This window comes from Gottschalkia purinilytica, assembly GCF_001190785.1.
Lineage (GTDB): Bacteria > Bacillota > Clostridia > Tissierellales > Gottschalkiaceae > Gottschalkia_A > Gottschalkia_A purinilytica.
Genome location: NZ_LGSS01000010.1, coordinates 44353 through 71110, shown reverse-complemented (window position 1 = coordinate 71110; position 26758 = coordinate 44353). Strand labels below are relative to the sequence as shown.

Here is a 26758-nt window from a genome sequence, read left to right as displayed (position 1 = left end):
AGACCTTTAAAGGTCTCTACCTCCTTCATCATATTATCTTAATATCAATGACAATAAACGATGTAATCCTGTATCTATGAGCCACACTATTAAAGATACTATTGTACACATTACTAATACAATTATTGTATCATTAATTAGTTCTTTTTTCGTTGGCCAAGTTACTTTTTTTAATTCTGCTTTTACTCCCTTAAAAAATCCAGCTCTCTTGTTCATTCCTTTTTCTGTGTTAGTTTGAGCCGACATCCCACTTCACATCCCTTTTACACGAATTTAATATATTACTTAGTTTCTTTATGGAGTGTATGAGTACGACAGAATTTACAGTATTTTTTCATTTCTATTCTATCTGGATCATTTTTTTTATTTTTCATAGTGTCGTAGTTTCTTTGCTTACACTCTGTACATGCTAATGTAACTTTATTTCTCACTGTGAACACCTCCTACATATTAGACCACTTCTATATATAAGTAACTGCATCAGGGCAGATTAACCCAAAGATGACTATACCACTTTATATAAATTATCATAAATCATTTTATATGTCAATAAAAAACTACATATATAGGCATGCAATCAATACTCCATAAGACCTATTTCATCACTACCAAATTTAAGTTAAAAAGTAGCTTTTTTACCTATACTAATAGTATAGTTTTAACATAATCCTTGACTTTTAATCAAATAATGCTTTTAAAAAGACTAGGTCAAAAGACCTAGTCTATTCATCTATATAGATAAATCATAAAATTATCCTAAGATCTCAGTAACTACTCCAGCTCCTACTGTTCTACCACCTTCACGAATAGCGAATCTTAATCCTTCTTCCATCGCAATTGGTGTTATTAATTCTATTGTGAATGTTGCGTTATCTCCTGGCATTACCATTTCTACGCCTTCATTTAATTTGATTGATCCTGTTACGTCTGTTGTTCTGAAGTAGAATTGTGGTCTGTATCCATCAAAGAATGGTGTATGTCTTCCACCTTCTTCTTTTCCTAATACGTATACTTCTGACTTAAATTTTGTATGTGGTGTTATTGTTCCTGGTTTTGCTAATACTTGACCTCTTTCGATCTCGTCTCTTTGCACACCTCTTAATAATGCTCCTATGTTATCTCCTGCTTGCGCTTCGTCTAATAACTTTCTGAACATTTCAATTCCTGTACATACTACTGTTCTTGATTCTTCTGTTAATCCTATGATTTCTAAGTTATCTTGTACTTTTAATACTCCTCTTTCTACTCTTCCTGTTGCAACTGTTCCTCTACCTGTAATTGAGAATACGTCTTCTACTGGCATTAAGAATGTTTTGTCTGTATCTCTTTCTGGTGTTGGGATTGTTTCGTCTACTACTTTCATTAATTCTACGATTTTGTCTCCCCATTCTCCGTCTGGATCTTCTACTGCTTTTAATGCTGATCCTACTACGATTGGTGTGTTATCTCCATCGAATTCATATTCGCTTAATAATTCTCTTACTTCCATTTCTACTAGTTCGATTAGTTCTTCGTCGTTTACCATGTCTGCTTTGTTTAAGAATACTACTATTTTAGGTACTCCTACTTGTTTTGATAGTAATATATGCTCTCTTGTTTGTGGCATTGGACCATCTGCTGCTGAACATACTAAGATAGCTCCGTCCATTTGTGCTGCTCCTGTAATCATGTTCTTTACGTAGTCAGCATGGCCTGGACAGTCTACGTGTGCATAGTGTCTAGCATCTGTTTCATATTCAACGTGTGATGTTGATATTGTTATTCCTCTTTCTCTTTCTTCTGGAGCTTTATCTATATTATCGTATGCTACTCCTTCTCCTGTTCCAAATCTTTTGTTTAATACGATTGTGATTGCTGCTGTTAATGTTGTTTTACCGTGGTCAACGTGTCCTATTGTTCCTATGTTTACGTGTGGCTTATTTCTTTCAAATTTTGCTTTTCCCATTTTTACTCCTCCTTACACTTATAGGCTCTTACAATTTATAAAACATAATAATGACTATCTCAACAGTCATTTTTATCAAAATTCAAAGTATTTAAGTTTAGGCGTTCCATTTATGTATTTAATATGGAGCCCACGACCGGACTTGAACCGGTGACCTCTTGCTTACCATGCAAGTGCTCCACCTACTGAGCTACGTGGGCATTTCGCCACCTAGATATTTTACTACTTGCATAGTTTAATGTCAACTGCAAAAAGTTACTGTAATTTTACTTTATATACATTTTTATAAATCTCTTACTTCCAAGTATCTCTCTAGTTTTCGTTTAACTCTTTGAAGCGCATTATCAATAGATTTCACATGTCTTTTTAAGTCTACTGCTATCTCTTGATATGATTTACCTTGTAGGTATGAAATCAATACTTCCCATTCTAAGTCACTTAATATTTCCCCAATTTTACTTTCAATATTTCTTAGTTCTTCTCTACTTATTATTAATTCTTCTGGGTCAGTAATCTTAACTCCAGTTAAGACATCAAGTAGAGTTCTATCTGATTCCTCATCATATATAGGTTTATTCAGTGAAACATATGAATTAAGCGGTATATGTTTCTGTCGTGTAGCTGTTTTTATAGCTGTTATGATTTGTCGTGTTATGCAAAGTTCTGCAAACGCTCTAAAAGAAGTAAGCTTGTCTTGATTATAGTCGCGGATAGCTTTATATAATCCTATCATCCCTTCTTGAATTATATCTTCTTTATCTGCCCCAATTAAAAAATAAGATCTCGCCTTGGCCCTTACAAAGTTCTTATACTTCTTGATAAGATACTCTAAGGCCATAGAATTACCATTTTTAGCATCTTCAACAATTACTTCATCTTTTAATTCTTCATAAGTTTCTATTAATGTTTCCTTTTGTACGCTTAAGGCCACAAAACATCCCCTCCAGTAATTAGTTAAAGTCCCCCTTGAACTTATAATTCATATTATATATTAATGAACTTCTATCAGTCAAGTAATTTAGCTATTCTTTCCCCATTTTTCAAGCTTCTCTAAAGTCTCTTTATCTAGCCTTCCTATAATTAGATCATTAGATTCATTTAGCTTGATATTTTTTCTTCTTATAGCTTCCTTATGCTGGCCTATTTCTAATTTTAATTCTCTTGCTGATACTCTCGTTCCACCTCTACCCATTACTATCTGTTGTTCTACCCAATCAGATGTAGCAACCCGTACTTTTTTAGTTCTACCGATAGAGTCTAGTATTTTTTCTATATAGTGATCAGCAGTTTCTTTTTCCTTTGTGTATATAATTTCTACACCCTTTATTTTTTCTTTTTTTTCACTACTTCCTTTTACCAAGTGTGCATCAAACACTATAGTTACTTTAATACCAGTATAACTTTGATACTCTGCCATAATTTCAACAAGCTCATTTCTAGCTGACTCTAAGCTTATATTACTTAACTCTCTTAAGTCTTCCCAAGCGTTTATTATATTATATCCATCTACAAACAGATATTCTTTATGCATACCCTTCATATCATTAATCTAGTCTCCTCTGTCTTACAACCTCATATGCCACTATAGATGTAGCGACAGAAGCATTTAAAGATGATACTTTTCCAGCCATAGGTATTTTTATTAGAAAATCACACTTTTCTTTTACCAGTCTTCCTATTCCTTTTCCTTCACTACCTATAACTAGCCCGATAGGGCCTTTCAAGTCTTTTTCGTAATAGTATTCACCTTCCATATGAGCCCCATATATCCATATGCCTTTAATTTTTAACTCTTCTATAACAGAGCTAATATTTGATACTTTTGCTACTGGTATATACTCAACTGCTCCTGCTGATGTTTTTATTACAGTAGGTGTAATTCCTGCTGATCTTCTTTTTGGTATTATAACTCCATGTGCTCCAGCACATTCTGCTGTACGAATTATGGCACCTAAGTTATGTGGGTCTTCTATTTCATCAAGAATTATAATAAATGGATCTTCATTCTTACTCTCAGCAAACTCTAAAATATCATCTACAGTTTTATATGAATAAGGAGATACTATTGCTATAACACCTTGATGAGAGTTTGTATCTGATAAAGAATCTAATTTTGACTTCTCAACATACTGAATAACTATTCTTTTATCTTTTGCCATTCCTATTATCTTATTAATAGATCCCTTATTAGCACTTTTAGATATTAATATTTTTTCTATGCTTCTTTCAGACTTTAATGCTTCTATAACAGGATTACGACCTTCTATATAGTTTTCTAAATTTTCCATGATTTCACCTCTATTTTTGCTTACATCTCACATATATGTGACTTAAGCTAAAGTGATTTAAATTTTTCCCTTACTTCCTTTATTTTTCCACAAGTCATTTTCCCCTCTGTACAAGGACCTTGTACACATGGTGGTCCGGCATATTGGAATAAAGTAGGAGCAACATGTCTTACTTGTCTAAGCATCTCAGTTGCAAGTGATCTTATTTCCCATTGAGCCCTTTCACAGCATCTATGTTCAAAGAAATTAAATAAAGCTCTAGCATTCATTGTAACTATTATTTTAGTTTCACAAGCATTAGGAAATATGTATCTTGCATCTTCTATGCTCATCTTCTCTGCTTCTTTACGTGCTTTCTCTTCTTTATATCCTTGATTTATTAATCTTTCATAATGCTTTTTAAATAAAATATCTGATATTTTATCATAATATTTTTGATCTTCTTCCATAGCTTTTATAAAAAGCTCTTTAGCTTCTTTTACATTTTCAATAGAAGGAGGGATAATATATTCAAACTGATCTAATTTTACATATCTTTGAGACTGTTGAGAATAAGAAGAACCTATTCTATGTCTTACTAACTGATGTGTAAGAGTCCTGCTTATTCCTTCTATAGCAAATGTAAAAGATATATGTTCTATAGGAGATTGATGTCCTACAGACATAAGCATTTTTATAAAGCTTTCAACTTTCTCATCATCCAGCTTTTCTTCTATCTTGTCCACTCCAACTGCAGAGTAGCAAAGCTTAGCTGATGAAGCTATAAGCTTTTCTCCATCTTCTGTATATCTTAGTAAGTTCACCTTAAGTTTTGATGACAAGTTTATTCCCCCTTAAAACTATTCTTCTATAATATACTTGAATAGTTCCATTATCCTATCATTTCTTTCTAAAAGATATAGGAATCCAATCAAGGCTTCAAATCCTGTAGCATACTTATAATCATGTAAACTAGCATTTTTAGGGATAGTCCCTGATTTGGCATTCCTACCTCTTTTTACAATAGTTTTTTCTTCTTCTGTTAGTTTATCCTCAAGAGAAAATACTATATCTGCTTGAGCCTTGGCCTTTACAAATTTTATAGCTTCTTTATGAAGCTCATGTACTGATATATCTTTAGTATTTATTAGATACGTTCTAACTAAAACTTCATATACAGAGTCTCCTATATAAGCTAGCTGCAAAGGTGACAACATTTTAGCATCTCTTAAAGTCCATTTCTTATTTAAAGCTGTTAATCTATCTAGTATATTATCTTCCATTATTTAAGCTATACTCTCCTCCATTTCACACCGTCTGGTGTGTCTTCTAGTATTATATTTTTCACTTTCAATTCATCTCTAATTTCATCTGCTAACTTGTAATCCTTATTTTTACGAGCTTCATTTCTTTTTTCAATTAATTCTATAATTTCATCTTCTAAAAGTTCTTCTTTTTTTGAAAGAAGTCCTAGTATATCACTTAACTCATTAAATATATTATACACTAAAGTAAGTATAGATTTTGAGTTTTCTTTACTTAAATTACTATTAGAATATCTTACTATTTCAAATAATGTAGATATAGCATCTGCTGTATTCATATCATCATCCATGCTCTGTATAAATTTTTCTTTATATTTTTCTATATCTAATTTTATTTTCTTATCAATATCTGTTAATTCTCTTTCTTCACTATCTTCTATCAAGTCTTCTAGATTCTTCTTACCAATATATAATCTATCTAATCCATTTTTAGCTTGACTCATAGCTTCTTTTCCAAAGTTTAAAGGCTTTCTATAATGTGCTGAAAGCATAAAAAATCTCAATACCTCTAAATCATATTCATTTCCTATTTCTCTAACTGTAAAAAAGTTATTTTTCGATTTAGACATTTTCTGATTTTCAACATTAATCATAGCATTATGAAGCCAGTAGTTAGCAAATGACTTTCCAGTCAAACTTTCACTTTGAGCTATTTCATTCTCATGGTGAGGAAACTTTAAGTCTTCTCCACCTGCATGTATATCTATAGTATCTCCCAAGTATTTTCTAGCCATAGTTGAACATTCTATATGCCATCCTGGTCTTCCTTTTCCCCAAGGACTTTCCCATGCAGGCTCCCCTGGTTTGGCATTTTTCCATAGAGCAAAATCCATAGGGTTGTTTTTTATTTCACTTATTTCAACTCTAGCTCCCGATACTAAATCCTCTATATTTTTCTTAGATAACTTTCCATAATCATTCAACTTAGTTATGTCAAAATATACATCTCCATTAGATTCATAAGCATATCCTTTTTCAATAAGCCCTTCTACAAACTTAATTATATCATCTATATGTTCTGTGGCTTTTGGATGTTTTATTTCATCTTCTTCTATAAGTAACGATTTAGAATCTATTAAAAACTCTTTTATATATCTATCAGCTAATTCTTTTACTGTACTACCCTCTTCATTTGCTTTTTTAATTAACTTATCATCTATGTCAGTAAAGTTTAATAAAAAGTCTACATTATATCCTTTGTACTTAAAATATCTTCTTAAAACATCAAAAACTATTAGTGGCCTAGCATTACCAACATGAATATAATTATATACTGTAGGCCCACAAACATACATTGTGACTTTATTAGGATCAATAGATGTAAATTCCTCTTTTGTTCTAGTTAATGTATTATATAGCTTCATTATTTATCTCTCCTTTGCATTTGTTCAATATATGTCTCAAGGTCTTTAATCTTCTTCTTAAGCGTATCGATCTCTTGAGCTACTGGATCTGGTAATCCTACTTGGTCTAAATCTATTTTATCTTTTATACACATTTCTTTCTTTTCTGGTTCAACTTTCTTGTTATCTTTAATTACTATTCTCCCAGGTACACCAACTACTGTGCAATTAGGTGGAACTTCTTTTAGTACAACAGCACCTGCTCCTATTTTAGAATTATCTCCAACTTTAAATGGACCTAGAACTTTAGCACCACTGCTAACAACCACATTTTTTCCTATAGTAGGATGTCTTTTACCTGTATCCTTACCTGTTCCACCTAAAGTAACACCTTGATAGATAGTAACATTTTCCCCAACCTCTGCTGTCTCTCCAATTACTACACCTGTACCATGATCTATAAATACCCCTTTTCCTAGTTTGGCACCTGGATGTATTTCTATTCCTGTAAAAAATCTAGATATATTTGATAATATCCTTGCTATTAAAAAAAATCTTTTATTGTATAACCAGTGTGCCAATCTGTGTATAGTTATAGCATGTAATCCTGGATAGCATAACAACGCTTCTATACTGGTTCTTACGGCAGGATCTCTAGACTTAATTGCGTTAATATCTTCTCTTAAATTCTTAAACATAAAACAGTACCTCCCCAAACCAAACTACTATACCTTATTCACCCAAAAAATAAAAAATAAAAGTCATCCCTGAAAATTACAGAGACGACTTTTATATCGTGGTTCCACTCTGATTGAGTAAAATCTTACCCTTCTCTTAAAGCTATAACGTAGCCAACGTCCATCCCTACTAAAGTTTCAGGTAGAGGTTCAAAAGCGCACTTCAACTTATTATTGACTTAAGATTCCTCTCAGCTATTAGAATCCATCTCTGTAAGTTTAATAAGCCTACTTTGCTTTATCATAACCTTTTATTATAAAGTTGTAATACTTATTTTATTATTATATTCTTTATATAGTCTATTCGTTCCAGTATGTTTGCTTTACCTAAAACTAATATTATTTTATCCATTTCTGGTCCATGTTGCTGTCCTGTAAGTGCAACTCTTATAGGCATAAATAGATTCTTACCTTTAACTCCTGTTTTCTTTTGAATCTTTTTCATAATTCCGTTAGTAAATTCTTCATCAACTTCATCTACCAACTCTAATTCTTCTTTAAATGCGTCTAACAAACTAGGTACTTGTTCTCCATCTAATACTTCTCTTGCTTCTTTTATTTCAAAATCAACTTCATTGTTAAATATGAATTTAACTTTCTCCGATATTTCTCCTACATAAGACAATCTTTCCTGTACAATTGAAACTAAAGTTTTGATCCATTCATATCTATTTTCAACATCATTCTCTGTAATATATCCAGCCTGAATTAAATGTGGTATAGCTAGTTCAGTTAATATTTCGATATCACTTTCTCTGATATAGTGTCCATTTACCCAATCTAACTTATCTTTATCAAATACTCCACCTGTTTTAGATACTCTATCAAAAGAAAATTCCTTTTCAAGCTCTTCCATAGTAAAAAACTCTTGATTATTTTCTGGACTCCATCCTACTAATGCCAAGTAGTTTATTAATCCTTCCGGAAGATATCCTTTTGCTCTAAAGTCTTCTACTGCAACATCTCCATGTCTTTTACTTAACTTCTTCTTCTCTTTATTAAGTACAGTTGGAAGATGAACAAATTCTGGCGCTTCCCATCCAAAAGCTTCGAACAAATAAGCATGTTTTGGTGCTGATGGAAGCCATTCTTCTCCTCTTACTACATGTGTTATTTTCATAAGATGATCATCTACAACTACTGCTAAATGATAAGTAGGAAATCCATCAGATTTCAAAAGTACTTGATCATCTAAATCACTAGTATTTATACTTATTTCGCCTCTTATTAAGTCATTAAATACTATGTCTCTATTCTCTGGAAGCCTTAATCTTACTACATATTCTTCTCCAGCTTCTATTCTTTTTTTAGCTTCTTCTATACTTATATTTCTACAATACCCATCATATCCGAGCATTAATCCTTTTTCTTTTTGTTCTTCTCTAATTTTATCTAGTCTTTCTTTATTACAGAAACAATAATATGCATGTCCCTTTTCTATTAGATCATCAATATATTTTTTGTATATATCTAATCTTTCTGATTGAATATATGGACCGTATTCACCTTTTTGCACGATCTCTCCATTTTCTATAAATACTCCTTCATCATGAACTACTCCAGACCATTCTAAAGACTTTATAAGATTTTCTATAGAGTCATCTACATATCTTGTTCTATCTGTATCTTCTATTCTTAATATATATTTTCCACCTTTATTTTTAGCAAATAAATAATCATAAAGGGCTGTTCTTAATCCACCTATGTGTAAATACCCTGTAGGACTAGGTGCAAATCTTACTCTAACCTCTGACATTTTATACCTCCTGAATAGCTTCGTTTACTTTTTAATCATTTTCATCAGTATATTATATAATAGAAGGTCATCCTCTACAAGAAAATAAACATCTACTTGCTTCCAAATAGTCCTTCAAATATTCCCTTTACAAAATCTAATATTCTTCCAAGAATTGATTTTACTTCTTCATTATTCTTTGTTAAATCACCAAGTTTATCAGTAATATTTTTAAGCTGGCCTTTAATTTCTCCTAAGTCTAAATCTAGTTTAGATATTTTCTCCATTAATTCTACTATTTTTTGAACTTGTTCTTTGTTTAGCGTTATATTAAGTTGTTCTGAAGTATCATTTACTATTTGCTTTATTTCTTCTGGTTTTTCAGCATTCTTTTCAACAACCTGTTCTTTTACACTTTGTATTAATTGACTAGCTTCATCCTTACCTATTTCTTGACCTAGTTCTCCAGTTTTCGCTATTTCTTCATTAGCTATTTCTTTTTCCTCTTCACTGATATTTTTACCTGTAGCATCCTCAAATGCTTTTATTATTCCAGTAAGTGCAGCAGTACCAGAAACATTAAATGGAGCTGCAACCTTTACCTTAGCATCTTTTACACCGGCTGTAACCAGTGCATTAGTTACCATTTCTTTAGTTACCCATGTTACATTATAAACTTGTGCTTGGATACCTGATCCACTACTTAGCTCTTCAACATAAGAACAAGAAATTGCTCTCGTACCTAATAATTTAGAACTAACATGGTTACCTAAGTACTTTCTTTCTTCACTATTAGTAACTTCTACTATATTAACATTTTCATCTACTCCAAATAAATCTAACATTTGCTCTCTTTGTTCTTTGTTTAAATCCTTCCCTATACTAACTACCACTTTATTTGAACTTGTTGCAAATACACTTGATGTCATCATAACTACCATAAGTAATATACTCAATGCTTTTTTCATATTTTCCCCCTCCATTTTAATAATATTTAAAGGTATCTGAACAACATATATACAGATAAGATAATCAAGACATGGACTATCCACCACCATCCTGATAAAAATCTAAACTTAGTTAATTTTCTTTCTCTTACTCTTTTCATATATAGTCCTCCTATTTGCAAACAATGCCTATTCATTTTCTAATATAGCATTTAACATTATTTACAATAAGGACATAATATATACAGATACCCATGACTTATTATATCATGGGTATTTCCTCTTTGTCAGTTTACAATATTTATACACTTAATCCTTGGTTTTTAAATTCTTCTTTTATTCTGTCTATTACTTCATTTACATTTATTTCTTGCTTGTTTCCTTCTTTTCTTAATGAAAATTCAACTATATTTTCAGAAGCTTTCTTTCCTACTGTTACCCTTATAGGAATTCCTATTAAATCAATATCTTTAAATTTAACTCCAGCTCTCTCATTTCTATCATCCAATAAAACTTCTATTCCTAAAGATGATAACTCTTTGTATAATTCCTCACCTAGTTGAATTTGTTCTTCATTTTTCACATTCACTATAGTTACTACTACTTGATATGGAGCTACTGATAAAGGCCATATAATACCATTTTCATCATGATATTGTTCTATTATAGAAGCCATAGATCTTGAAACACCTATTCCATATGATCCCATTAACATTTTTCTTTCTTTTCCATTTTCGTCTAAGAAAGTAGCGTTTAATCCTTCACTATATTTAGTCCCTAACTGGAATATGTTTCCTACTTCTATACCCCTATCCATTTTTAATATACTACCACATTTAGGGCATTTGTCTCCTTCTTCAACTAATAATAAATCTTCAATTACTTCTCCTGTAAAGTCTCTTCCATAGTTTACATTTTTAATATGATAGTCTGTTTCGTTAGCTCCTACTATAAAATTCTTCATCTTAGTTACTCTTGAATCTACTAATAATCTTACATCTTTCTTCAAGTTTATAGGTCCTGCAAATCCTACTTCAGCACCTGTAACTTCTTTTACTTGACTTTCTTCTGCCATGAATAGTTCATGTTCTGGTACTTTAAATATTTTTAATAGTTTAATTTCATTTAGTTCCTTATTCCCTGGCACTAATACAGCTACTACCTCGTCTTTTACATTATACAGTAAAGTTTTTACGAAGTTATCTGATGTAGTACTAAAAAATTCAGTTAAATCATCTATAGTCTTTACATTTGGTGTATGAACCTTTTCAATAGATAATTCTTCTAAATTTTTAGACTCTATTTCATATAGACAAGCTGCTTTTTCATCTGTAGCAGCGTAGTCACAGTCATCACAATAAACTATATTACTTTCACCATATTCAGATATAGCTGTAAACTCATGAGAGTCACTTCCTCCCATGGCACCTGAGTCACCTTCAACTACTTTGCATTTTAGTCCACATCTTTCAAATATTTTTTCATATGCTTTCCACATATCATAATATGATTTTCTCATTCCTTCTTCATCTATATCAAATGTATAAGCATCTTTCATTATAAACTCTCTTGATCTTAAAAGTCCAAATCTTGGTCTTTTCTCATCTCTATACTTTGTCTGAATTTGATATAAGCTAAGAGGAAGTTGCTTATATGACTTCACTTCATGTCTTATAAGGTCTGTAAATATTTCTTCATGAGTTGGTCCTAAACAGAATTCTCTATTATGTCTATCATTAAATTTAAACATTTCTGGACCAAAGTCTTCCCATCTTCCTGTTTCTTGCCATAGCTCTGCTGGATGAATAGCAGACATCAATACTTCTTGAGAGTCTATTGCATCCATTTCTTCTCTTACTATGTTTTCTATTTTCTTTATAACTCTATATCCCAATGGTAGATATGAGTATACTCCTGATACTAATTTTCTTATCATACCTGCTCTTAATAGAAGTTTATGGCTTGGAAGCTCTGCTTCAGAAGGAACTTCTCTTAAAGTTGGCATATACAATTTTGACATCTTCATTCAATACAACTCCTTCAATTTTTATTAATTTTTTTATATTTTTTTATTCAGCTTTAATACACTAAAATCAAAAAAACAAAAAACCTTCATCCCTAAAGGGACGAAGGTTATAATATCCGCGGTACCACCCTAATAGACTATATAAATAGTCCTCTCATCAACTTAACGGTTACAATCCGTCTAGACATACTCTTATCATTTCCGTCTAGAAGCTCGTGGATAGGTTCAATATTCATTGGGCCAGAAACCTTACAGCCAAGGAGTTTCCTCTCTATAGACCTTAAATATCTACTATTTCCTTTCATAGCATTTAACATATTAAGTTTAAGATTTATATTACTAAAAAAAATATTTATTGTCAAATCTTTGTTTTGAAGGATTTAACTTTTATATTTAAATATTATATTTCTACTATTCTATTCTTTCTAATTTATATATAACAGGATGAAGACCATCATTGCAACAATGAATTGCTGTTCCTTTTTGTTTTACATAAGGACTATCTTTTCCTAAGGATAAATTTATAACTTTATCTTTTAATCCTGCCCATGCCCCTGGACAGAATCCTTCTGGCATATTACAGTTTTTTGATATATATTCTTGACCTTCTTCTCCTTTAATGCAAACAATAGGAAGATTTGCTCTTGCATATTCTTTATGAATATCTTCTACCTTTAGTTTTTTCAAAATTGTAATCTTAATATCAAAACAATCTTTTAAATCCATATAATATTCCTCCTAAATACCATTACAGTATTTTATAAGTATAGTTGTATTTTGGTAATATAAAAATATATTTTTCAACTATATCTTAGATAATAAACATACAACTTGAGATGATATGCCTTCTTCTCTTCCTTCAAACCCTAGTTTTTCTGTAGTTGTAGCCTTTATACTGACATTATCTACAGACGTATTCAAAGTTTCTGCTATTTTTGCTCTCATTTCATCTATATATGGAGCTAATTTTGGTCTTTGAGCAGCAATAACACAATCTATATTATTAATTTCGTATCCTTTATTTTTCATAAGAACATATACTTTTTTAAGCAAATTGATACTATATATATCCTTATATTCATTATCTGTATCTGGAAAGTGTTTACCTATATCCCCTAACGCTAGCGCTCCTATTATACTATCCATTACAGCATGGACTAACACATCTGCATCCGAATGACCAACTAGTCCTTTTTCATGTTCTATTTCAATTCCACCTAATATAAGCTTATTTCCCTCCTGTAATTTATGAACATCATATCCTAATCCTATTCTCATAAATTTTCACTAAGATATAAAATATCTTAATAATTTCCTCCCTTCATACTAAACTCTTTATCTCCATCTAAAATAGTTTCTGCAAATTTTAGATCTTCTGGAGTCGTTATTTTTATATTATTATACGTTCCGTGTATTATTTTCACTTTATAACCTAACTTTTCTACTAGCATACTATCATCTGTAGCAAATATGTTTCTTCTTATGCTTTCTTCATGAGCACTCATTATCATATCATATACAAAAGATTGTGGTGTATGTACAGCCCATAGTTTACTTCTATTAGGCGTATCTACAATATTGTTATCTTCATCTACTACTTTTATAGTATCTTTAACAGGAACTCCTGTAACACACGCTCCATATTCTATAGCACCTTCTATATTGTTTTTAATATCAGTATTTTTGATAAAAGGTCTAACTCCATCATGTATAAGCACTACATCACAGATTTTATTAGTTTCTTTTAATCCATTATAAACGGAGTTTTGTCTCTCTTCTCCTCCAGCAATAATCTTAGTAACTTTTTTAAATTTATATTTTTTAACTATCTCTTTCTCACAATACGCTATTTCTTCTTTTCTTGTAACAACTATTATTTCATCAACTAAAGAGCTTTTATCAAATCTATCTATAGTATAAGCTAATATAGGTTTGTCTTTTAACAATATATATTGTTTATTTATATTACTTTTCATTCTTTTTCCCATACCAGCAGCTACTATAATTACTGATACATATTTATTTCTAAGCCCCAAATCTTATCACCTCTAGTAAAGATTATAACATAAAATATAAAAAAAGACCCAATCCCAAAGATTGAGTCTTTTATTTCATATTTTATCTTATACAGCTTTATCAACAGCTGTTTTTGGCTTAGCAAATATCATTCTTCCAGCTGATGTTTGTAGAACACTAGTAACCATAACATCTATTGTTTGACCTATATGGTTTCTACCTCCATCAACTACTATCATTGTCCCATCATCTAAGTAAGCTACACCCTGACCAGATTCTTTACCATCTTTTATAACTTGTACTAACATTTCTTCGCCCGGTAATACAACCGGCTTAATTGCATTTGCAAGTTCATTTATATTTAGAACATCTACTCCATGAAATTCAGCCACTTTATTTAAGTTATAATCATTTGTTACTACTTTTCCACCAAGATGTTGTGCTAATTTCAGAAGTTTACTATCAACTTCTGCTACATCTTCAAAATCCTTATCATGGATTATAACTTCTATGTCTAGTTCTTTTTGAATCTTATTTAAAATATCTAGACCTCTTCTTCCTCTATTTCTTTTTAGAGCATCTGAAGAATCAGCTATATGTTGTAGTTCTTCCAAAACAAATTCTGGTATTACTAAAGGACCTTCAACAAATCCTGTTTTACATAAATCTGCTATTCTTCCATCTATTATAACACTTGTATCTAGCAATTTTGGGTGCACTTTTGTACCGTTTTTATGACTTTTATCTTTTCCAACTTTTTTAAAAACATTAACTATACTTCCAAAATCTTCTTTCTTTCTAGTTGTTACTTTAACACCAAGATATCCAAGCAATAAATAGCATATTATTGATACAAGTATTCCTACATACGGAATTTCTATCAATACTCTACTTAGTAAGTAAGCTATTACTAACCCAAATACTAACCCTACCGAACCAAGAATTATATCTGTAGCAGGTATATTCTGAAGTTTTTTCTCTGCCTCAGATACAGTTTTACTCCAAAATTCAATAATTTTATTTGATAAAATTAAAGATATTATTCCAAATATTAAGCTAAAAGCCACATAAAAATACAATGAATAATTCGTTTTGTCTATATAAGCCAAAAATCCCAACTTATCTGCTAAAGCCACTATTCCCCAACCTACTGTCGTTCCTAATAACGCCACAATTCCTTTTATGATCTTATCGATCATTATGCAATCACCTCCTATAAGTATTTATTCCCACTATATCAATATTTTATAACATTATTTCCATTTTTTTAATATCTATATTATCCTTTGAAGAAAACAAGCGCCTATAAGACGCTATTTTATCATGTCATTTACTAGATTTTCAGCATCTAAGCGCTCCATGTTTTTTGCTAATACAATTTCACTAATTAACATTTGCTTAGCATTATTTAACATTTTTCTTTCTCCGGTGGATAGTCCCTTTTCCCTATCTCTTATAACAAGATTTCTAACAACACTCGCTATTTCATATATATCTCCACTTTTTATCTTATCCATATTAGCTCTGTATCTTCTATTCCAGCTTTGGGACATATTAGTTTTGTCGTCAGACAATACAGCAAATACTTGATCTATTTCCTTATCATCAATAACTTGCCTAATACCTATATCTTCTATAGTATCAATCGGAATCATAACTTTCATATCGCCTATCGGCATTTTCATAATATAGTATTTCCTTTTTTTACCTAAAATTTCCTTTTCTTCCACAGCTATTATAACACCAGCACCATGCATAGGATATACTATTTTATCACCTATATTAAACATAAGGCAGACCTCCCAGACTAAAAGAAAAGACATTATGATACTAGTATACAATATTCTAGGTTCATTGTCAAATAAATCATTTTATCATATCACTACTTTCATTGTCAATATAGTTTTTAACTAGGTTTTAAACTTTTTTATAAAAAAATCACCTTAATAAGTATCTTTTTCCGTCTATTTTTTACCATGTATACTTATTAAGGTGTATTTATCAATGATATTCTTTATATATGTCTATCTAATAGTGATTGTTCTTGGAATCTTCTAAGACCTTCTTTTATTGATCTTGCTCTTACTTCTCCAATTCCTTCAACAGCATCTAGTTGTGATATAGAAGCTTTCAATATGTCTTGAAGTGACGAAAACATCTCTATAACATTTTCTAAAACATTTGAAGGAAGTCTTGGTATTTTACTCAATATTCTGTATCCTTTTGGTGACACATTTAAATCAAGTGTATTTATGTTATCATCATATCCCAATATTCTAGCTATATTAGTTAAATGTAGTAACTCATCAGAAGATGATAGTTTGCTAATTTCTCTTCTAATATCTATATAGTCTTTTCCCTTCTGAGGCAAATAGTAATCTCTTATAACATTTAATCCGTCCTCTTCTGATTCACCAGTTAATTCTTCCAATTGCATGTCTATAAGTCTACCTTCATTTCCTAACTCCAATATATATTTCTCAATCTCAATAACAACTCTCATTAACATTTCTGTCCTTTGAAGTACTTTTGTAACATCATATACTGTAACTAAGTTTTCAAATTCTAACACACTTAAATTAGACATAGCTTGATTTAAAACAGCCTTGTACTTTTCTAAAGTTTGAATAGCTTGATTAGCTTTATTTAGTATTTCATTTACATCTTTTAATACATATTTATAATTTCCTTTATAAAGTGTTATAACACTCCTTCTTTGCGAAATAGATATAATAAGCTTACCGGTCTGTTTTGCCACTCTTTCTGCAGTTCTATGCCTTGTTCCTGTCTCACGTGAAGTTATAGAAGAGTCAGGCACTAATTGAGCGTTTGCAAAAAGAATTCTTTTCTTATCTTCGCTTAATATTATAGCTCCATCCATCTTTGCTAATTCATATAAACTAGCTGGTGTAAACTCACTATTTATATTAAATCCTCCATCAACAATCTCCATAACTTCTTCACTATCTCCAACTACTATAAGTGCACCCGTATTTGCCTTAACTATATTATCAAGACCTTCTCTTAATAAAGTACCTGGAGCTATTATTTTTAGAGAATCAAGTATTGTATCTTTTCTCAGATTTTCTTCTTTCATTTAAATAACTACCCTCCTAATACTATATCTAATGCATCCACTACGTTTGTTACTCCTACTATTTCCATATCGTCAATTTTTTCAATTCCTTTAAGATTTGCTTTAGGTATTATTGCTTTTTTGAATCCTAACTTTGATGCTTCTCTTAATCTTTTTTCAATAAAGCTTATAGTACGAATCTCTCCAGTAAGACCAACTTCCCCCATGACCACAGTTTTAGAATCTATTTCATATTCTTTAAAACTAGATGCTATAGAACATATAATACCTAAGTCTATTGCAGGTTCTTTTATGTGTATTCCCCCAACTATATTTATATATGCATCTGAATTTTGCATATGGAGACCAGCTTTCTTTTCTAAAACTGCCATCATAAGTATTACTCTATTATAGTCTATTCCAGTAGCTACTCTTCTAGGCATCCCAAATGGCGTATGACTTACTAAAGCTTGTACTTCTATAAGCATTGGTCTGGTTCCTTCCATACTAGGTACAACGACTGTTCCTTCTGTATGCATTGGTCTACCAGCTAGTAACATTTCTGAAGGATTTTTGACTTGAACTAACCCTATATCTCTCATTTCAAATATTCCGATTTCATTTGTAGATCCAAATCTATTTTTAACTCCTCTTAGAATTCTATATGTGTTATGTCTTTCTCCTTCAAAATATAAGACTACATCAACCATATGTTCTAGAACTCTAGGTCCTGCTATAGCTCCCTCTTTTGTAACATGTCCTACTATAAGTGTTGCTATTCCTTTATTTTTTGCTATATTCATTAATATGGAAGTTACTTCTCTAACTTGACTTACACTTCCAGGTGCAGATTCTATATTGGGATTGTAGACAGTTTGAATTGAATCTATGACTAATATGTCAGGATTAAGAGTTTCTATTGCATTTATTACTACATCCATATTTGTTTCTGATAATATATATAATGTTTCTGATTGTACACTTAATCTATCGGATCTCATTTTTATTTGCTTTGATGATTCTTCACCAGATATATATAATACTTTTAAGTTTTTATTAGATATATTATTTGCTACTTGAATAAGAAGTGTTGATTTTCCTATACCAGGATCTCCTCCTACAAGAGTTAATGAACCTTTGACAAGTCCACCACCTAATACTCTATCAAGTTCCTCAAGATTCGTAGAGATTCTATCCTCATCTTCTGTTACAATGTCAGATAATTTTTTTAATTTAATATCCATTTCATTTTTAGATATTTTTATTTTAGAGTTAGGATTATATACTTCTTCTACAAGAGCATTCCAACTATTACAAGAGGGGCATTTTCCCATCCATTTTGGGGTTTCATATCCGCACTCTTGACATACATATTTATTTTTTATTTTTGCCACAGAATCCCCCCTCAATTACATCTTACGTAACTATTTTTGTCACTAGTTTATTATATTCCATCAATTATCTTATTTCAATAATTGTAGTATTATAACCTTTTAAATAAATTATTTACTTTACAAGAAATTTTTACAAAAGATTTTTTATCTGTAAAACTTTAGATTTAGTTGTATAATTAATAGTTAATAAATAAAGTTAAATAGTAGTAAGGAATCCTTACTACTATTTTTTGTTAAATATTAATTTATCTCCATCATAGTCAACGACTACATTGTCATCTTTTGATATATTTCCTTTTAGCATTTCTTCAGATAGCTGATTTTCTACCAAACTTCTTATGGCTCTTTCCAACGGTCTTGCTCCATAATCTGGATCATATCCTTTTTCACCTATATATTCTTTAGCTTTTTCTGTAACATCTATATTTACATTTAACTTTTCTAATCTACCTTCTAAATCTTTAATCATAATATTTACGATTTCTTTAATTTGATCCTTATTAAGAGGATGGAAAACTACTATTTCATCAATTCTATTTAAAAATTCTGGTCTGAATGTTCTTCTTAAATCTTCAGTTATATTTTCTTTCATTTTTTCATATTCATTTTGTTCTTCATCTTTATTTGATAATGCACTAAATCCTAATGTTCTTTGTTTTTTTATAGTAGATGCTCCAACATTAGATGTAAGAATTACAACTGTATTCTTAAAATCAACTACTCTTCCTTTGGAATCAGTCAATCTACCATCATCTAATAATTGAAGAAGTATATTAAATACATCTGGATGTGCTTTTTCTATCTCATCAAATAGTATAACTGAATAAGGTTTTCTCCTTACTTTTTCAGTCAATTGACCACCTTCATCATATCCTACATATCCTGGAGGTGATCCTACCAACCTTGATACTGAATGTTTTTCCATATATTCAGACATATCTATTCTTATAACAGCGTCTTCATCTCCGAATAAGGCTTCTGCTAGTGATTTAGTAACATATGTTTTACCAACACCTGTAGGTCCAACAAATATAAATGTTCCTATTGGTTTTTTAGGATCTTTAAGTCCTACTCTAGCTCTTCTTACTGCATTAGCAAGTGACTCAACAGCTTGATCCTGCCCTACTATTTTTTGGTGTAGTATTTGTTCTAAATTTAGTAATCTTTCTGACTCTTCTAGTGTAAGCTTACTAACTGGAATCCCAGTCCATACAGATACTACATGAGCTATATCTTCATATCCAACTTCATTTGCCTTAGATTGTTTCTTTTGTTTCCATTCTTCTTGTTTCTTTTCTAGTTCTTCTTTAACATGTTTTTCTTCATCTCTTAAACTTGCAGCCTTTTCATAATTTTGGGTACTTATAGCTTCTTCTTTCTCCTGAGAAAGTTCTTCTAATTTTGTTTCCAATTCATTTAATACAGGTGGTGGTGTCACTGATTTTAGTCTTATTCTAGAAGCAGCTTCATCTATTAAATCTATAGCCTTATCTGGTAGAAATCTATCTGTTATATATCTACTTGATAATTCTACTGCTGCTTCTAATGCTTCCTCACTTATTTTTACTCTATGATGAGCTTCATATTTATCTCTAAGTCCTTGTAGTATTTTGAGTGTATCTTCAGCAGTAGGTTCTTCTATCATTATAGGTTGAAATCTTCTTTCAAGAGCTGGATCTTTCTCTATATGTTTTCTATATTCATCTATTGTAGTAGCTCCTATAGTTTGTAATTCTCCTCTTGCTAAAGCTGGTTTTAACATATTTGAAGCATCTATAGAACCTTCAGCAGCTCCTGCACCAATTATAGTATGCATTTCATCTATAAATAGTATTACATTACCTGCATGAGTAAGTTCTTCCATAACTTTTTTCAATCTATCTTCAAACTCACCTCTATATTTTGCTCCTGCAACCATAGAAGCAAGGTCCAATGTTACAACTCTTTTATCTTTTAAAATCTCTGGTACTTCTCCTTCTATTATCTTTTGTGCTAAACCTTCAGCAATAGCAGTTTTACCAACTCCAGGTTCTCCAATTAAGCATGGATTATTTTTAGTTCTTCTACTTAATACTTGAATAACTCTTTCTATTTCTTTCGATCTTCCTATAACTGGATCTATTTTTCCTTCATTAACAAGTTTAGTTAAGTCTCTTCCGAATTTATCTAAAGTCGGTGTATTAATTGAAGAATTGTTATTTCCATATCCATTTTGATTGGTTTTTCCATAGTTTTGTCCTAGCATATTTACTATTTCTTGTTTTGCTTTATCTAGATCTACTCCCATACCTTTTATGATAGCAGCAGCTACTCCTTCACCTTCTTTTATAAGCCCTAGTAAAAGATGTTCTGTTCCTACATAATTGTGTCCCAGTGCTCTAGCTTCAGTAAAACTAAGTTCAAATACTCGCTTAGTTCTTGGAGTAAATCCTAATAACTCCTCAGGTTCATTACCTTTACCTACTATATTTATAACTTGTTCTCTTAGGCTTTCTAAATTAACTCCTAAACCAGTTAGAACTTTTGCAGCAATACCTTCTCCTTCTTTTGCTAATCCTAGTAGTATATGTTCCGTTCCTATATAATTATGATTTAGCTCTTTGGCTTCTTCTTGAGCTAAGTATATAACTTTTTGAGCTCTTTCAGTAAATCTACCAAACATACCCATTTTTATCCCTCCTAATCTATCTTTCTAGTCTTTCTCTTATTATTTCTCCTCTTCGTATATCTCTAACATTAGAGTTTAACTCTTCTTTAAATATTTTTTGAACACTAGCTGGTTGAATATCCATAATTAGTTTATTAACTATTTCCATATTTATATTTTCTATTATTCCCAAATCAATTCCCATTCTAACATCAGATAATAAATCCATAGATTCTTTAGCAGTTATAATCCTAGCACTTTGTAACAAACCAAGTGATCTGTATACTTTATCTTCAATTTGAATTTTATTTACATTTAATAAAGTATTTCTAGAGTCTCTTTCTTTAGCTATAATTTGCAAGACAATTCCCTTTAATTTCTTAATTATTTCTTCTTCGGATTCTCCTAATGTTACCTGATTAGATATTTGAAATATATTCCCAATAGCACTAGTTCCTTCTCCATATAGTCCTCGTACAGTTAACCCTATTTGATTTACAGCTTGCAAAACATTATTTATATATCCAGTTAATACTAAGCAAGGTAAATGAAGCATCACTGAAGCTCTTAATCCTGTTCCTACGTTAGTTGGACAAGAAGTTAAATAGCCAAATCTTTCATCAAATGCGTAGTCCACATTCTTCTCTATCGCATCATCTATGTTACTGCATAACTCCCATGCTTTTTCTAAATTTAGTCCTGGAAGTAATGCTTGAATTCTTATATGATCTTCTTCATTTATCATAATAGTAACTGTTTCGTCATTCTTCAATAAAAATGAACTTATCTGTGGATTTCTTAGTAAATCAGGACTTATTAAATGTCTTTCTACAAATACCTCTTTATCTATATTGGATATACTATTTATTGGATAAAAGTTAAAGTCTTTAGACTCTATGATATCACTGTTATTTACAGCATTATTAACTATATCCGTAATTTTTTTACCGTCTTCTAAATCCATATATTGTGGTAATCTTATATTTTCTATATTTCTAGCAAGTCTTATTCTGCTACTTATTGCTATATTTTTCTCTTCTCCTACACCATCTAACCATTTAGCCATAATATCACTCCTTACTATTGTCTAGTTCTTTTTGGAGTCTCTTTATCTCATCTCTTATCTCTGCAGCTTCTTCAAATTCTTCATTTTGTACCAATATATCTAGCTTATTTTTAAGATCTTCTATATCTTTTTTTATCCTTATAAGCTTACCTGCTTTTTTAGGAATTTTGCCTACATGTTTATCATGTCCATGTATTCTCTTTAATAGTGGATTAAGCTTTTCTTTAAATGATCTATAACAATCGCTACATCCGAATTTACCTAGCTGTCTAAATTTCCCATAAGGCATACCACATGTATCACAAGTTGTTCCTTGTACATAATCAACTTTTACGCCTTCATCTTGTACACTATCCAAAAGTCCTGTTAATAAACTATGAATAGAAAAAGGAGTGTCAGTAGCAAATCCTTTGTGTTTTTTAGCACATTCCTCACATATATGAACTTCTGTTACTTTTCCATTTATTATATTTTTCATATGAACTGTTGAGGGATTTTTTCCACATTCTTCACACATCATAGTTCAACCCTCCATTTTTAATTTATTAAAACAAGAAGCATATTTTTTAAAATATTAGCCCTTATTTGATTAGTATTATTTGATATTTGAAGTGATCTATCTGAAAGAGCTGATTTCATCAATCTCCCTTCTCTTTCAGTTATAATATTCTCTTCCATAAAGTCATCTATTAAAGAAAATGATTTTGTCTTTGTTATCGAATCTCCTATTAAATTTATTATTAAGTTTTGTATATGTTTATCATTATTTATATTAACTTTAACTATCTTTATATAACCGCCACCACCTCTTCTACTTTCTATATAATAACCTTTATCTAAAGTAAATCTAGTAGTAAGTACATAATTTATTTGTGATGGGGCACAATCAAAATATTGAGCTAATTCATTTCTCTGTATTTCTATTATTCCATTCTCTGCTTCGCTCAATAAACTTTTAATAAAGTCTTCTATTATATTACTCAATCTAGCCATATGAAAACACCTCAATATTCACTTCATCTTTAAGTTTTTTGACTTTGACTTTCTTTGCCTTTCGTTTATATTTTATTCTTATGCATAATATTTTTTCAAGTCCTATATTTTATATTTTTTCTATATATTTCATTAATATACCCAAATATTTTATATTTTCTCTGTTTTTCATTATTATTTTATCAGTATTATTATTTATATTTATTTATATATTAATAAATTCACTCTATTTTGATAGTTTTTCAAACTATTACATTATGTCTCTATATAAACATTAATATATAAGGTATTAGAAAGCTCCCTAATGTCTTATATATTTTCTTATAGTTACTATAAAAACTTTTAAAATACTATAGTAACTAACATATATATTCCATAATGTTTTTAGTATATATTATGGAATTGAAATATATCTATTCACTTTTTAATTTACTTTTTAATATCCTTACTTTCTACAACTACTTTTATAATCAAAGCCCAATCAACTGACTTAGCATTCTCTTCAATATCGTCTGAAAAACTAATCATGTCACCCTTAGTTGCTCCTAATAACCATATCCTTTCTTCTTTTCCCTCTATCATTTTATGTTCTTCTCGTATCTGAGTTACTCCATACGAGAAACCATCAGCAAGTCCTTTAACTGGAAACGTTCCTCCACTATATCCATCATCATCTGTAATTCCAATATTTACACTAAACATTTCTGGATTCTGAATATCTTTTTTTAAGGATATAGTTACTTCGTTATTTAATTTATCTTTTATTACCGTACTAATACAATCACTTGATGATATTAACTTTCCATTTTCCCACAATTCATATTTAGTTTTTACCAACATATTTGATTGTTTTCCTTTTATCTTCACAGCTCCTGTTCCTATAAAGTCTAAATGATTTTGTAATGCTTTCGTATCTCCCTTAAACAAACTTGAAGGTTCTATTGTAATATATTGTTTTTCATTTATCTTTTTACATCCACTAAAAGATAACAATATTATAAAAACAATAAGACATATTTTAATAACTGATTTATTTATCATTACACTATTTCTCCTCTTAATAATTTTACTAAACGTCTTATCCATATATTACCACCAATCTTTTTTATAAACAATATAAGAAGTACTAAAAATATTTTTAGTACTTCTTATATTTATATCTATCTATTTATTCTATTGAAACTCTTCTATAATTTTTTCACTCATATGGTGAGGTACTTCTTCATATCTCAAAAATTCCATTGTGAAAGTTCCTCTAGCTTGTGTCATTGATCTTAAATCTGTAGCATACTTAAGTATTTCAGAATGTGGTGCCTCTGCTATGACTAGTTGACTTCCATCTTCTTTTTGTTCCATTCCTAATATCTTACCTCTTCTTTTATTCATATCTCCCATAATCTCACCCATATATTCTTCAGGTATTAGTATTTCAATCTTCATAATAGGTTCAAGTAAAACAGGATTTGCTTCCTTTATTCCTTTTTTGAAAGCCAATGAAGCAGCTATCTTAAAAGCCATTTCATTTGAATCCACAGAATGGTAAGATCCATCATATAGTATTGCTCTTACATTAACTACTGGAAATCCTGCTAAAACTCCCTTTTCCAAGCTTTCTCTAAGTCCTTTTTCAACAGCAGGTATATATTGCCTTGGTACAGCTCCTCCAAATATTTCTTCTTGAAATTCAAATTCATTTTCACTAGGCTCAAATCTTATATGTACATCTCCATATTGACCCGCTCCACCAGTTTGTTTTTTATGCTTGCCTTGAACATCTGATTTACCTTTTATAGTTTCTCTGTAAGGTATTTTAGGATCTTTTAAGTCTACATCTACTCCAAACGTATTTTTCAATTTACTTACAGCTATATCTAACTGTATATTACCTTGCCCCCCTATTAAGAGTTCTTTAGTTTCCTTATTTCTTTCTACTGTAAATGTAGGATCTTCATCAACAATTTTTTGTAGTGATATTCCTATTTTTTCTTCGTCTCCTTTAGATCTAGGTTCGATTGCTAAAAATAAGCATGGTTGAGGATAATTTACTTTCTCATACTTTATTATTCTTTTCTTATCACATAGAGTGTCTCCTGTACCTGTAATTTGGAGTTTAGTAGTAGCACCTATGTCTCCTGCTATTATTTCATTAACTTCTATATGATTTTTACCTCTCATAATAAATATATTGGATAACTTCTCAGCACTTTCTTTATTAGCATTATATATTTCTTTATCTTTACTTATTTTTCCAGTGCATACCTTAAATAAAGATATTTTTCCCACAAACGGATCTGAAATTGTTTTAAATACAAATGCTGAAAAAGGATCTTGATTATTTATCTCTATATTAGATAAAGTTATATCCTCTGGACTTGGTAAGTAGTTATCTATCATATTAAGTAATGTATGTACTCCAATATCATTTATAGCTGAGCCCATTACAACTGGTACTAAGTTATTATTCAATATAGCTTTTTTCAATCCATCTCTTATTTCTTCCTCTGTAAATTCCTCTTCATTAAAAAACTTTTCCAATAAATTTTCATCAGTCTCTGCTATTGACTCTATCAATATATCTCTATATTTATTTACTTCTTCTTGTACCTCATCTGATATAGGAACATCTTCACAGTATTCTCCATTATATCGTTTTCCTACCATGTTTATTATATCTACAAATCCCTTAAAGCTATCTTCTTTTCCTGTGGGAATAGTAACTGGTACTATCTTGAGTCCAAGTTTGTCTCTTAAATTATCTATTAACTTATTTAAATTAATGTTTTCTTTGTCTAATTTATTGATAAATATAATTTTAGGCTTTTCCTCTTTTTCTGTAAGTTTCCACGCTTTTTCTGTACCTACTTCTATTCCAGAAGATGCATCTACAACTATAACTGCACTTTCACAAATTTTTAAAGCACTTTCTACTTCACCGTAAAAATCAAAGTATCCTGGTGTATCTAACATATTTATTTTTATATTTTTCCATTCTACAGGTAATATTGAAGTAGATATTGAAAACTGCCTATTCATTTCTTCTTTATTAAAGTCTGATATAGTATTCTTTTCTTCTACTTTTCCTTTTCTAGTTATAGTTTTAGTAGCGTAAAGTATTGACTCTCCTAAAGTGGTTTTTCCACAACTACCATGACCTAACAAAACCACATTTCTTATTTGGCTAGTGTGGTACGTTTGCATATATTTTCCCCCTTTATTTTACAAAGATATACTTTTTTCTTCA

At 30.4% G+C, this 26758-nt stretch carries 26 protein-coding genes, 1 tRNA gene and 2 other annotated features; all 27 genes read right to left on the bottom strand.

What is annotated here, in order from left to right; genetic code table 11:
- Positions 1-33 precede the first annotated feature (33 nt).
- Positions 34-246, bottom strand: coding sequence for a preprotein translocase subunit SecE (gene secE, locus CLPU_RS10685; protein ID WP_050355654.1), 213 nt, complete (start codon positions 244-246; stop codon positions 34-36).
- Between the two features lie 35 nt (positions 247-281).
- Positions 282-431, bottom strand: a complete 150-nt coding sequence (gene rpmG / locus CLPU_RS10680) for a 50S ribosomal protein L33 (RefSeq protein ID WP_050355653.1) — start codon at positions 429-431, stop codon at positions 282-284.
- 320 nt (positions 432-751) lie between these two features.
- A complete protein-coding gene (gene tuf / locus CLPU_RS10675) occupies positions 752-1945 on the bottom strand; it encodes an elongation factor Tu (protein WP_050355652.1) in 1194 nt (397 codons plus the stop codon).
- Positions 1946-2069: 124 nt separating this feature from the next.
- Positions 2070-2145, bottom strand: a tRNA-Thr gene (locus CLPU_RS10670).
- An 83-nt stretch (positions 2146-2228) separates the two neighbouring features.
- Complete coding sequence (gene sigH, locus CLPU_RS10665) at positions 2229-2876, bottom strand: RNA polymerase sporulation sigma factor SigH (protein ID WP_050355651.1); 648 nt, start codon at positions 2874-2876, stop codon at positions 2229-2231.
- Positions 2877-2963: 87 nt separating this feature from the next.
- Positions 2964-3485, bottom strand: a complete 522-nt coding sequence (locus tag CLPU_RS10660) for an NYN domain-containing protein (RefSeq protein ID WP_050355650.1) — start codon at positions 3483-3485, stop codon at positions 2964-2966.
- 4 nt (positions 3486-3489) lie between these two features.
- Positions 3490-4233, bottom strand: a complete 744-nt coding sequence (rlmB, locus tag CLPU_RS10655; protein WP_050355649.1) for a 23S rRNA (guanosine(2251)-2'-O)-methyltransferase RlmB — start codon at positions 4231-4233, stop codon at positions 3490-3492.
- A gap of 47 nt (positions 4234-4280) precedes the next feature.
- The gene (gene thyX, locus CLPU_RS10650; RefSeq protein ID WP_050355648.1) at positions 4281-5054 is read right to left on the bottom strand and encodes an FAD-dependent thymidylate synthase; all 774 of its coding nucleotides are present in this window, start codon (positions 5052-5054) and stop codon (positions 4281-4283) included.
- A gap of 18 nt (positions 5055-5072) precedes the next feature.
- On the bottom strand, positions 5073-5495 hold the full coding sequence (locus tag CLPU_RS10645) for a Mini-ribonuclease 3 (protein ID WP_050355647.1): 423 nt from the start codon (positions 5493-5495) through the stop codon (positions 5073-5075).
- 8 nt (positions 5496-5503) lie between these two features.
- Positions 5504-6901, bottom strand: a complete 1398-nt coding sequence (gene cysS / locus CLPU_RS10640; protein WP_050355646.1) for a cysteine--tRNA ligase — start codon at positions 6899-6901, stop codon at positions 5504-5506.
- Complete coding sequence (gene cysE / locus CLPU_RS10635) at positions 6901-7578, bottom strand: serine O-acetyltransferase (protein WP_050355645.1); 678 nt, start codon at positions 7576-7578, stop codon at positions 6901-6903. The genes cysS and cysE overlap by 1 nt, the downstream gene beginning before the upstream one ends.
- Before the next feature lie 77 nt (positions 7579-7655).
- Positions 7656-7871, bottom strand: a binding site (T-box leader).
- A 17-nt stretch (positions 7872-7888) separates the two neighbouring features.
- Positions 7889-9373, bottom strand: coding sequence for a glutamate--tRNA ligase (gene gltX / locus CLPU_RS10630; protein WP_050355644.1), 1485 nt, complete (start codon positions 9371-9373; stop codon positions 7889-7891).
- A 92-nt stretch (positions 9374-9465) separates the two neighbouring features.
- Complete coding sequence (locus CLPU_RS10625) at positions 9466-10320, bottom strand: DUF1002 domain-containing protein (RefSeq protein ID WP_082154184.1); 855 nt, start codon at positions 10318-10320, stop codon at positions 9466-9468.
- Between the two features lie 280 nt (positions 10321-10600).
- The gene (locus CLPU_RS10620; RefSeq protein WP_050355643.1) at positions 10601-12325 is read right to left on the bottom strand and encodes a proline--tRNA ligase; all 1725 of its coding nucleotides are present in this window, start codon (positions 12323-12325) and stop codon (positions 10601-10603) included.
- 93 nt (positions 12326-12418) lie between these two features.
- Positions 12419-12639, bottom strand: a binding site (T-box leader).
- A 97-nt stretch (positions 12640-12736) separates the two neighbouring features.
- On the bottom strand, positions 12737-13051 hold the full coding sequence (locus tag CLPU_RS10615) for a TIGR04076 family protein (RefSeq protein ID WP_050355642.1): 315 nt from the start codon (positions 13049-13051) through the stop codon (positions 12737-12739).
- A gap of 78 nt (positions 13052-13129) precedes the next feature.
- On the bottom strand, positions 13130-13603 hold the full coding sequence (ispF, locus tag CLPU_RS10610) for a 2-C-methyl-D-erythritol 2,4-cyclodiphosphate synthase (RefSeq protein ID WP_050355641.1): 474 nt from the start codon (positions 13601-13603) through the stop codon (positions 13130-13132).
- A 26-nt stretch (positions 13604-13629) separates the two neighbouring features.
- Complete coding sequence (gene ispD / locus CLPU_RS10605; RefSeq protein WP_097677563.1) at positions 13630-14361, bottom strand: 2-C-methyl-D-erythritol 4-phosphate cytidylyltransferase; 732 nt, start codon at positions 14359-14361, stop codon at positions 13630-13632.
- An 87-nt stretch (positions 14362-14448) separates the two neighbouring features.
- Entirely contained in the window at positions 14449-15540 is a 1092-nt protein-coding gene (locus tag CLPU_RS10600) for a PIN/TRAM domain-containing protein (protein WP_050355640.1), read from the bottom strand.
- Between the two features lie 114 nt (positions 15541-15654).
- Positions 15655-16131, bottom strand: a complete 477-nt coding sequence (locus CLPU_RS10595) for a CarD family transcriptional regulator (RefSeq protein WP_050355639.1) — start codon at positions 16129-16131, stop codon at positions 15655-15657.
- Positions 16132-16355: 224 nt separating this feature from the next.
- The gene (disA, locus tag CLPU_RS10590) at positions 16356-17438 is read right to left on the bottom strand and encodes a DNA integrity scanning diadenylate cyclase DisA (RefSeq protein ID WP_050355638.1); all 1083 of its coding nucleotides are present in this window, start codon (positions 17436-17438) and stop codon (positions 16356-16358) included.
- A gap of 8 nt (positions 17439-17446) precedes the next feature.
- Positions 17447-18811 (bottom strand): DNA repair protein RadA, encoded by a 1365-nt coding sequence (gene radA, locus CLPU_RS10585; protein ID WP_050355637.1) that lies wholly within the window; start codon positions 18809-18811, stop codon positions 17447-17449.
- Between the two features lie 223 nt (positions 18812-19034).
- The gene (locus tag CLPU_RS10580) at positions 19035-21479 is read right to left on the bottom strand and encodes an ATP-dependent Clp protease ATP-binding subunit (protein WP_050355636.1); all 2445 of its coding nucleotides are present in this window, start codon (positions 21477-21479) and stop codon (positions 19035-19037) included.
- Positions 21480-21495: 16 nt separating this feature from the next.
- Positions 21496-22524: a protein arginine kinase gene (locus CLPU_RS10575; RefSeq protein WP_050355635.1), complete on the bottom strand. Its 1029-nt coding sequence runs from the start codon at positions 22522-22524 to the stop codon at positions 21496-21498.
- A 4-nt stretch (positions 22525-22528) separates the two neighbouring features.
- Positions 22529-23044: a UvrB/UvrC motif-containing protein gene (locus tag CLPU_RS10570; protein ID WP_050355634.1), complete on the bottom strand. Its 516-nt coding sequence runs from the start codon at positions 23042-23044 to the stop codon at positions 22529-22531.
- 17 nt (positions 23045-23061) lie between these two features.
- Complete coding sequence (locus tag CLPU_RS10565; protein ID WP_050355633.1) at positions 23062-23517, bottom strand: CtsR family transcriptional regulator; 456 nt, start codon at positions 23515-23517, stop codon at positions 23062-23064.
- Positions 23518-23946: 429 nt separating this feature from the next.
- Positions 23947-24603 carry a hypothetical protein gene (locus tag CLPU_RS10560; protein ID WP_050355632.1) on the bottom strand — a complete coding sequence of 219 codons (657 nt, stop codon included), beginning with the start codon at positions 24601-24603 and terminating at the stop codon, positions 23947-23949.
- 87 nt (positions 24604-24690) lie between these two features.
- Positions 24691-26715 carry an elongation factor G gene (fusA, locus tag CLPU_RS10555; RefSeq protein ID WP_050355631.1) on the bottom strand — a complete coding sequence of 675 codons (2025 nt, stop codon included), beginning with the start codon at positions 26713-26715 and terminating at the stop codon, positions 24691-24693.
- Between the last annotated feature and the right edge of the window lie 43 nt (positions 26716-26758).